At 32.8% G+C, this 8,363-nt stretch carries 9 protein-coding genes; 7 read left to right on the top strand and 2 right to left on the bottom strand.

Annotated elements, in window-relative coordinates:
* Positions 1-651 (bottom strand): ATP-binding cassette domain-containing protein (locus QZN45_RS02035; protein WP_296810759.1); only part of this gene is annotated, 651 nt, incomplete at its 3' end.
* Positions 652-797: 146 nt separating this feature from the next.
* On the opposite strand from QZN45_RS02035, the gene QZN45_RS02030 reads away from it, so the two are divergent.
* On the top strand, positions 798-1,358 hold the full coding sequence (locus QZN45_RS02030; RefSeq protein ID WP_292605311.1) for a GNAT family N-acetyltransferase: 561 nt from the start codon (positions 798-800) through the stop codon (positions 1,356-1,358).
* Here QZN45_RS02030 and QZN45_RS02025 read toward each other — a convergent pair.
* The gene (locus QZN45_RS02025) at positions 1,353-2,045 is read right to left on the bottom strand and encodes a 4Fe-4S double cluster binding domain-containing protein (RefSeq protein WP_292605309.1); all 693 of its coding nucleotides are present in this window, start codon (positions 2,043-2,045) and stop codon (positions 1,353-1,355) included. The two genes, QZN45_RS02030 and QZN45_RS02025, sit on opposite strands and share 6 nt — an antisense overlap.
* 341 nt (positions 2,046-2,386) lie before the next feature.
* Here QZN45_RS02025 and QZN45_RS02020 point away from each other — a divergent pair, with 341 nt between their 5' ends.
* The 6 genes from QZN45_RS02020 to QZN45_RS01995 all read left to right on the top strand — a co-directional run bounded on the left by QZN45_RS02020 (position 2,387) and on the right by QZN45_RS01995 (position 8,331).
* Positions 2,387-4,006: an ABC transporter substrate-binding protein gene (locus QZN45_RS02020; protein ID WP_292605307.1), complete on the top strand. Its 1,620-nt coding sequence runs from the start codon at positions 2,387-2,389 to the stop codon at positions 4,004-4,006.
* 57 nt (positions 4,007-4,063) lie between these two features.
* Positions 4,064-5,053 (top strand): ABC transporter permease, encoded by a 990-nt coding sequence (locus QZN45_RS02015; RefSeq protein ID WP_292605305.1) that lies wholly within the window; start codon positions 4,064-4,066, stop codon positions 5,051-5,053.
* A complete protein-coding gene (locus QZN45_RS02010; protein WP_292605303.1) occupies positions 5,046-5,903 on the top strand; it encodes an ABC transporter permease in 858 nt (285 codons plus the stop codon). The genes QZN45_RS02015 and QZN45_RS02010 overlap by 8 nt, the downstream gene beginning before the upstream one ends.
* A gap of 35 nt (positions 5,904-5,938) precedes the next feature.
* Positions 5,939-6,445, top strand: a complete 507-nt coding sequence (locus QZN45_RS02005; RefSeq protein WP_292605301.1) for a GNAT family N-acetyltransferase — start codon at positions 5,939-5,941, stop codon at positions 6,443-6,445.
* A gap of 649 nt (positions 6,446-7,094) precedes the next feature.
* Complete coding sequence (gene truA / locus QZN45_RS02000) at positions 7,095-7,958, top strand: tRNA pseudouridine(38-40) synthase TruA (protein WP_292605299.1); 864 nt, start codon at positions 7,095-7,097, stop codon at positions 7,956-7,958.
* Positions 7,959-7,977: 19 nt separating this feature from the next.
* Positions 7,978-8,331: a hypothetical protein gene (locus tag QZN45_RS01995; RefSeq protein WP_292605297.1), complete on the top strand. Its 354-nt coding sequence runs from the start codon at positions 7,978-7,980 to the stop codon at positions 8,329-8,331.
* Positions 8,332-8,363 lie beyond the last annotated feature (32 nt).

Genomic DNA, 8,363 nt, shown 5'->3' with positions numbered 1-8,363 from the left:
TGCTGCGTGTATGTCGTGTGTGATGAGTAGTACTCCTACTCCGTCTTCTTTCATTTGTTTGAAGTGGTTTAGTGTTTCTTTTACTGTTTTTTGGTCTAGCCCTGGTGTTGGTTCGTCTGCTACGACTAGTTTTGGGTTGGATAGTAATGCTGTTGAAACGAGTACTCTTCTAGCCATTCCTCCGGAAAGTTGGAATGGATACATTTCATCCACTTCCGGACCAAGATTGTAGCGTTCAAAGATTTCTCTTTGTTTTATCTTTTTGTCTTTCTTTTCTTCGTCGTTTTCGGTTTGTCCGATTGCCTGGTCGGATATTTTCATTAGTGGGTCGAGGAAGTTGACTGATTGTGGTATTAGTGCTGGTATTAGTGCTATGTCTTTTCCTCTTATTTCTTCTTTGTCTTTTTGGCTTAGTTCTTTTCCTTTGTATTTTATTTTTCCGTTTAGGTTTGCATTTTCAGGTAGTATTCCAAATATTGCGTGTGCTAGCAGGCTTTTTCCAGATCCGCTTGAACCTAATACTGCCAGTATTTCACCTTCGGATATGTCTAGGGTTAAATCGGTGATAACTTTTAAATCTCTTTGATTTAATCCTTGGGTATATTGAATAAATGAAATCGAAACATTTTCTACATCTAATAACTTCTCCATGAAATCACCTTTAAAGTTAAAATGACAAATTTTATATACTAATTTGTACTTTATCAATATTAAAGTTATTCAAAATTTACTAAAAAGTATTACTTATTAAATTAATTTATTATATAGTTAGTAATACTTTTTGTGATGGTGATGTCATGAATTTAGAAATTAGACCAATGAGTAATGACCCAAATGAAATTGTTAATGTTCAAAAATTTTTATTTAAGATGATTAAAAAAGAATTTGGCTATGATTATGTTCCTGAATGGCATCAAGACATTGTAAAAATGGATGAATATTATATTAATCCTAAAATTAATAATTTTTTTGTTGCATATGGTGAAACCGGTGAGATTATTGCAACAATTGGTATAAGGGCTTATGATAAGGATTTTCCAGAGTTCAGGCAGTTATATTCAAAAGATACCACTTCCAGCATATGGAGACTATTTGTTGACGAGAGATTTAGGCGTTGTGGTTTGGCTTCAAAAATGTTTTCCATAGCTGAAAATTTTGCAAATGAAGCAGGTTATGACAAAATCTATTTGCATACCCATAAAAACTTGGATGGGGCTTTGGAGTTTTGGACAAAAATGGGTTTTGTGGTTGCTCTGGATTCCAATGATGAGCTTGAAACTGTCCACATGGATAAAAAAATACAAAAATTAGATATTTCTCATTTATCTAATGATTATAGTTATGCAATTTACTTATAGCTTTTTGATATATTTTTGTGTATGTGGGCATGCAAAGATACATTTTCCACATACTGTATCTGCTTTTCCTAAATTTTCTTCAGAAACTTTTAATGCATACTTTTCACATTTTTTATCATCATAAAAGTCATTTCTTTTAAGTTTTGAGTTCCATTCTATTCCACTTATTGCTCCTCCCAGACATGCATCTCTACATTCCATGCATTTTCCGCATTTTGATTTTGTTATGGGTTTTCCAATATCTAATGGTGCATTTGTCAGAACTGAGGATAATCTTAGTGCGGATCCGTAATTTTTTGTTGTAAATAGTGCTGATTTTCCAATCCATCCGAGCCCTGCACGTGTTGCAATGGTTTTATGAGGAAGTTCAAATGAGTTAAACTCTCCAAAATCTGTTCCCAATCTCTTTTTTGTCTGGGCATAAGCATCAAAACCTTGGCCAATCAGGTATTCTTCACATTTCATTCCCAATGCATCTAGTCTGGAGTTCAGGCTTACTAATTCTTCGACATATTCTTTGGTTGGGGCATTCTGCATGTTTCTTATAATCTCTTTTGGATATGTTATATAAAAAACAACACCTGTGTTCAACCCTTTCTTTGGTGTAAACTTGCTTATGTCTGCAAATCCTACTTCTGTTGCTCCTTCACTTAATATGTATTTCTTTAAGCTGTGGGATAGTGTCATGGGCAAATATTTACATCTGGTTATATTTAAATTTAATTTAAGTATTACTTTTCAGTTATTTTTCTGTTAATCATTCTATTTGTTTTATTATATACAAACTAATTTTTATTATCTTTTGAATTCTTTTGTTTATATTTTTAGCAGCCTTTGGTGGTTTGGATAAACATCTTTTAAATTGTCAACTAATTTTTAAAAGTAATAAATATCTTTTTATATTCTTGTTAAGAATATATTACTATAATATTAAAATATATTATAAAAGTATTACTATTTGAGTAAAAATCATATTAAAAGTAATACTTTTGATTTTAATATTCAATTTATATTTATGGTGAAAGAAAATGGATAAGAAAACAATGATAATTATTGGTGTCATTGCCATTATTGTAATTATTGTTGCTGCATTTGCATTAATGGGTGGTTCACGTGATAATGACCCTACTCATTTAACTGTAGCTGCACACAGTAATATTCCAGAGCCTGAAGCAGGTTTCAGCTCTCTTGTTGGATGGGGATGTGGACACCAAAATTATAATCCTTTAGTACAAAGCTGTTTATTCAAAACAGATAAGAATGGAAGTATAGTTCCAGACCTCGCTACCGGTTATTCAATAAGTAGTGACGGAAAAACTTGGACTGTAAATGTTAGAGATGACGTTAAATTCTCAGACAATTCCACTTTTGATGCAGAAGATGTGGCATTTACATTTAACACTGCAAAAGATACTGAGTCTGAATTGGATTTAACTAATATTGCAAATGTAACTGCTAAAAATAAGACTACTGTCGAATTTAAATTGGTCGAACCTAGATCTACCTTTATTTATGACTTAAGATATGTCGGTATTATTCCTTCCGATTCATATGACAACAATACCTATGGAGAACATCCAATCGGTACAGGTCCTTATGTATTGGATCATTGGGATAAAGGCCAACAAGCCATATTCAAAGTAAATCCTAATTATTATGATAAAAAACCATACTTCACTCAACTTACTCTTTTATTCCCTGAAGAATCAACTTGGTTGGAATTAGCTAAATCTGGTAAAGTTGATGTAGTTCCTGTAGCAACCTCTTCATTAAACCAAAGTGTTGACGGATATCAATTTGTTGAAAAGTCAGCAGGTAGGGCACAAGGTGTATCTTTACCTTATCAAAATGATACAGGAAAATCTTGGAACGGAACTGCTAAAATCGGTAACAATGTAACTGCGGATAAGGCAATTAGGGAAGCATTAAATGTTGGAGTAAACCGTCAAACAATGTGTGATGAAATATTCTCCGGACACGCTACCCCTGAATATACTGGTGTAGATACAAGAGATTATGCAAATCCCGCCGCTAAAGTTAACGACAGTGATGTTAATAAGGCAAAACAAATCTTAAAAGATGGTGGTTGGAATGATACTAATGGTGATGGAATCGTAGAGAAAAACGGTGTAAAAGCATCCTTTGACCTATATTACCCACCTAAATATCTTGACAGACAATCTTTATCAACCGTATTTGCTGAACAGGCAAAAGAAATAGGAATTGAAGTTAACTTAGTTGGTGCTGACTGGGATACTATTTATGCAAACATGTACTCTTCAGCTGCATTGATGCAACAAACTTCTCCAGACCCATATAAATCCATCTATCAACAATATCACAGTAAAGAAGCTGATGGATTCTATATGAACCCTAACTTATACAACAATACTGATTCCGATAAATTAATGGATGATGCAATGCATTCCAGTGACTTGAATGCAGCTAATACATTATGGTCTCAATCCGCTAATGTTAATGGTGGAGGATGGGGACCTGCTGGAGATGCTCCATTCGTATGGTTGGTCAACTATGACTACAACTACTTCATTAAAGATGGAATCGATATTGGTGAACAGCCTGACGGTTTAGGAAATGATATTTTAATTAACATCTGTGATTGGACCAGAACCAATTCCACAGCTTAATTCAATATCTCTTTTCCTTTTTTATTTTTTTTTAAAATTCTTTAAGGGGGTTTATTTTTGAATAAAAATCAATTATTGAAATTTTTTGGTTACAAGCTAGTGCGCTTTGTAATACTGATTATTGCAGTTGCAATTTTTAGTTTTGTGTTATTAGATTTATCCCCTATTGATCCAGTCAATGCATATTTAAGACAGGCTGCCGTATCGGAAGCGCAAAGACAGATTCTTCAGGAATATTTTGGTACCAATGTTCCACTTACCACTAAAATTTTCCATTGGTTAATGGATTTGCTGCAGGGTAATCTTGGAACATCTTTGATATATCGTGCACCGGTCATTGATATCATAATTGAAAAGGCTTCAGCTTCTCTAGTATTGATGGCTATCTCATGGATATTAAGTGGAGTTATTGGTTTTGCTATGGGTGTTGTAGCCGGTAAAAACAAAGGGTCTTGGATTGATAAGGCAGTTAAAGTTTACTGTTATGCCATTCAATCAGCTCCATCATTTTGGGTAGGAATGCTTATTTTAATGATATTTGCTGTTTATTTAGGATGGTTCCCAATAGGATTTGGTGTTCCAATTGGTGTAAGAAGTACTGATGCTACATTTATGGAATGGGCATCAAGACTGGTTCTTCCAGCATTAACTTTAAGCCTTGTAGGATTAGCTCCAATTGCGATGTATACTCGTAATGAATTAATCCAAGTATTGTCTTCTGATTATGTATTGTTTGCAAAATCAAGAGGAGAAAAAGGTTGGGATTTAATTAAAAATCATGGAATAAGGAATATATTATTGCCTGCTGTAACATTGCAGTTTTTGTCTTTCAGTGAACTCTTTGGTGGGGCAGTACTTGTGGAACAGGTATTTTCCTATCCTGGTATTGGACAAACGGCCGTAGCCGCAGGTCTTAGCAGTGATGTCCCATTATTTTTAGGAATTGTAATATTCAGTGCAATATTCGTATTTATTGGAAACTTGCTTGCAGATCTGTCATATTACTTAATTGACCCAAGAATTAAGGAGAGTGAGTTCAATGATTAAAAAAAGACAACAGGATGATAAAAGGCAATGGTTTTTATATCCTGCAAATCTTAGAACAAAAACATTAGTAATCATTGCACTTTCTGCAATAATTATCATATCTATCTTTATTTCCGGTTATTTTATTAAAGATATTCCGACAAGTTTTGTCAATGCAAATAAGATGCCATCTCTGGAACATCTCTTCGGAACTGATTGGATGGGAAGAGACATGTTTCAACGTACAATTGCAGGGCTTGGCTTGAGTATAATGGTTGGTTTTATTGCATCTGTAGTAAGTACTTTTATTTCTATTGTTCTTGGATTATTTTCCAGTTTCAATAGATTCGCAGATGAAACCGTTGCAGGAATCATAGATTTATTTGGTTCAATTCCTCACATTCTTTTAATTATACTTATTTCAATAATGTTTGGTGGGGGATTAATGGGTGTTGTCATGGGTGTCGGTTTAACTCATTGGACTCCTCTTGCAAGGGTTTTAAGATCTGAAGTTAAAGAGATTAGAACTAAAGAATATATTCATCTGGCGGAAAATCTGGGTAAATCTAAAGTGTGGATTGCTACCAAACATATATTTCCATTAATAGTTTCACAGATTATTGTTGGAGTTATATTGATGTTTCCGCATGCAATCATGCATGAAGCTGCAATCACATTCCTGGGATTCGGTTTGCCTCCTCATGAACCTGCTATTGGTGTAATTTTAGCAGAATCAATGAACTACTTGTCTTCTGGATATTGGTGGTTGGCCTTTTATCCGGGTATGTCATTGTTAATTGTAGTCTTATTGTTTGATTTAATTGGGGAAAATGTAGAAAAATTGCTCAATCCTGAAACTGCACAGGAATAAGTGATTTTTTTATTCTCTTTTTTTTAAGTGATATTATGGAATTTGTTATTAAGGAAATTGACAACAACGGCGCTGAAATAGAAGATGTCAAATCTTTTTTATATGGCCAGATTAAAAAGGAATATGGCATTGGTCCTGACATGAGATTTCATTATGATATAGAAGGCATTGAAGAATATTACATCAATCCTTCATGCAATAGCTTTTTCATTGCATATGATGGTGATAAGATTGTTGCAACTGCAGGAATCAGAGCCTATGACAAGGACTATGAATATTTTAGGGGAATGTACTCTAAAGAGGATACTGCCAGTATCTGGAGACTGATGGTTGATGAAAATTACAGAAGGTATGGTCTGGCCCGTAAACTTGTAGGCAAAATTGAATCGTTTTCCAAGCTTGAAGGATACAGCAAAATCTATTTGCATACTCACAGGTATCTTGATGCTGCTTTGCCTTTCTGGAAATCTTTGGGTTATAAAATAGTTCTGGAAGAAGATGACTATGATGAAACAACTCATATGGAAAAATGTTTAAATTAAGTAGTATTATTTTTTAAAAAAGTATTACTTTAAATATTTACTTTTTCCAGTTTAATTCAATATTTCTCGTTTAATTTTGTTTATATTTCTTAAAAATTGATTTTATATCATTAATTTCTTAATTAATTTTCTAATAACTCTTTTTTTTAATTTTTAAGTATTTTTTTAAAATAACAAAGTATTATTTCAATAATAATTTTTTCTAAGAATGCTCCATTTCATTTAAAACTTGGAATTATTTTTAATTTTTTGAAATCATAGTTAAATAACTCTTTTTCATGAAAATGGATGATATTTATTGAAAAAATAATTTAATAAAATTTATATGCTTATTACTTTTTACATTAAATTGATTACTAAGTAAAAGTAATTGATAATTGAAATCAATTCATAAATACTCTACTCTTGTCTGATTTTAATTATCTCTTTTTCATTTCAATGGTTGATGGGAATGATTTGAAAGCAACAAATAATCTTCTAAAAAAAGGATAGTTCCTATAATTCCGTAGAAATGAATCTCCTCAATTTCTAAAACTGGAGGTACTAAAAAAGTAATACTGCCGTATTTAAATAGCTATTGGCCATAGCTATTTATTTTCCTCCTTCTTTTTCCCAAAGTTTATTTTACAGAATATTCAATATATGAGTGATGAAGCGAACAGCATTAAAAATTGGATATATCGGAACTAATTTTCATGGTTTTCAAAGACAACCTGATTTAAGGACTGTCGAAGAGGAACTGATTTATCATCTGCGCAAACTGGACTATATTGATGATTTAAAAAAATCCAGATTCAGAATAGCTGGCAGAACCGATGCAGGCGTCCATAGTCTAGGCAATGTAATCAGTTTCCAATCAGAAAAGGACGTAAGGGTAAATGAAATTAATAATTCCCTGCCTGATGATATTCAAATTTTAGCTAGCGCTCCTGTCAGATACGCTTTTAAGCCAAGGTATGCTCAAATGAGGCAGTATAGGTATATGCTGTTTCAGGATTTGGATATTGACAAACTTAGGGAATGTGCTGAAATTTTTAAAGGAACCCATAATTTCACTAATTTCACCAAACGTTTTCAAAAGACAACCACAAGAACAATTGATGACATTAAGGTCACCAAAGTGGATTTGGAGGATTATCATAAAAGGGAATTCCCGAATCTGCATGATACCATATCTCCAATTTTTATTGATATCTATGGTGAATCATTTTTATGGAACATGGTAAGAAAGATGATGAGGGTTTTTGTGGATGTTGCAATCGGCAAGATGACATTGGATGAAGTTCAGGACTTGTTGAATCCTCCTCAAGATGCTCCGCGTGCCAACATTAAGGTCATGGAAGCGGAATATTTAATTCTAATGGACATTCAATATGATGGAATTAAGTTCAGGTATGATGATTATGCATGTGAGAGATTTAAACGGGATCTGGTTGATTCCTTAAGCGACCTTCAAAAACGATATGCTATTCGTGAGTCAATAGTAAAAAGTTTAAAGGATGTTTATATATAAATTTAATTGGTGAGATTTAATGGGAAAAGTCTATGATGTTTTTGATAAATTTTCTATCATAAGTATTGCTATTGGTTTTATATTGGGTTTGTACCTTGCAGTAAACCATAACGATTCCAATTTATGGCTGAGGTCAATTCCGTTCATTCTTGCATTTTCTCTTATCATGACATTGCCGCCATTGATTTCTTCGGTGGTAGATAATGTTAAAAATGGCGTTAAATTTCCGATAAAGGACATTATCGAAGCATTTTTCCTTAATGTTGGTATGATTACTGTTTGTATGGCTTTTGGTGTAGTCATAGGTTCATTCTTAATAGGAAATGTAATTATCGACAATGGTAAATTGTCAAATCTTCTACATTTTGGATGATGTTTTTCTTATTTTTTTATAAATGATATTTG

Origin of the sequence: uncultured Methanobrevibacter sp. (genome assembly GCF_900314695.1) — an archaeon.
In the GTDB taxonomy this organism is placed as follows: domain Archaea; phylum Methanobacteriota; class Methanobacteria; order Methanobacteriales; family Methanobacteriaceae; genus Methanocatella.
This window is presented reverse-complemented; position numbering and strand designations above follow the sequence as displayed.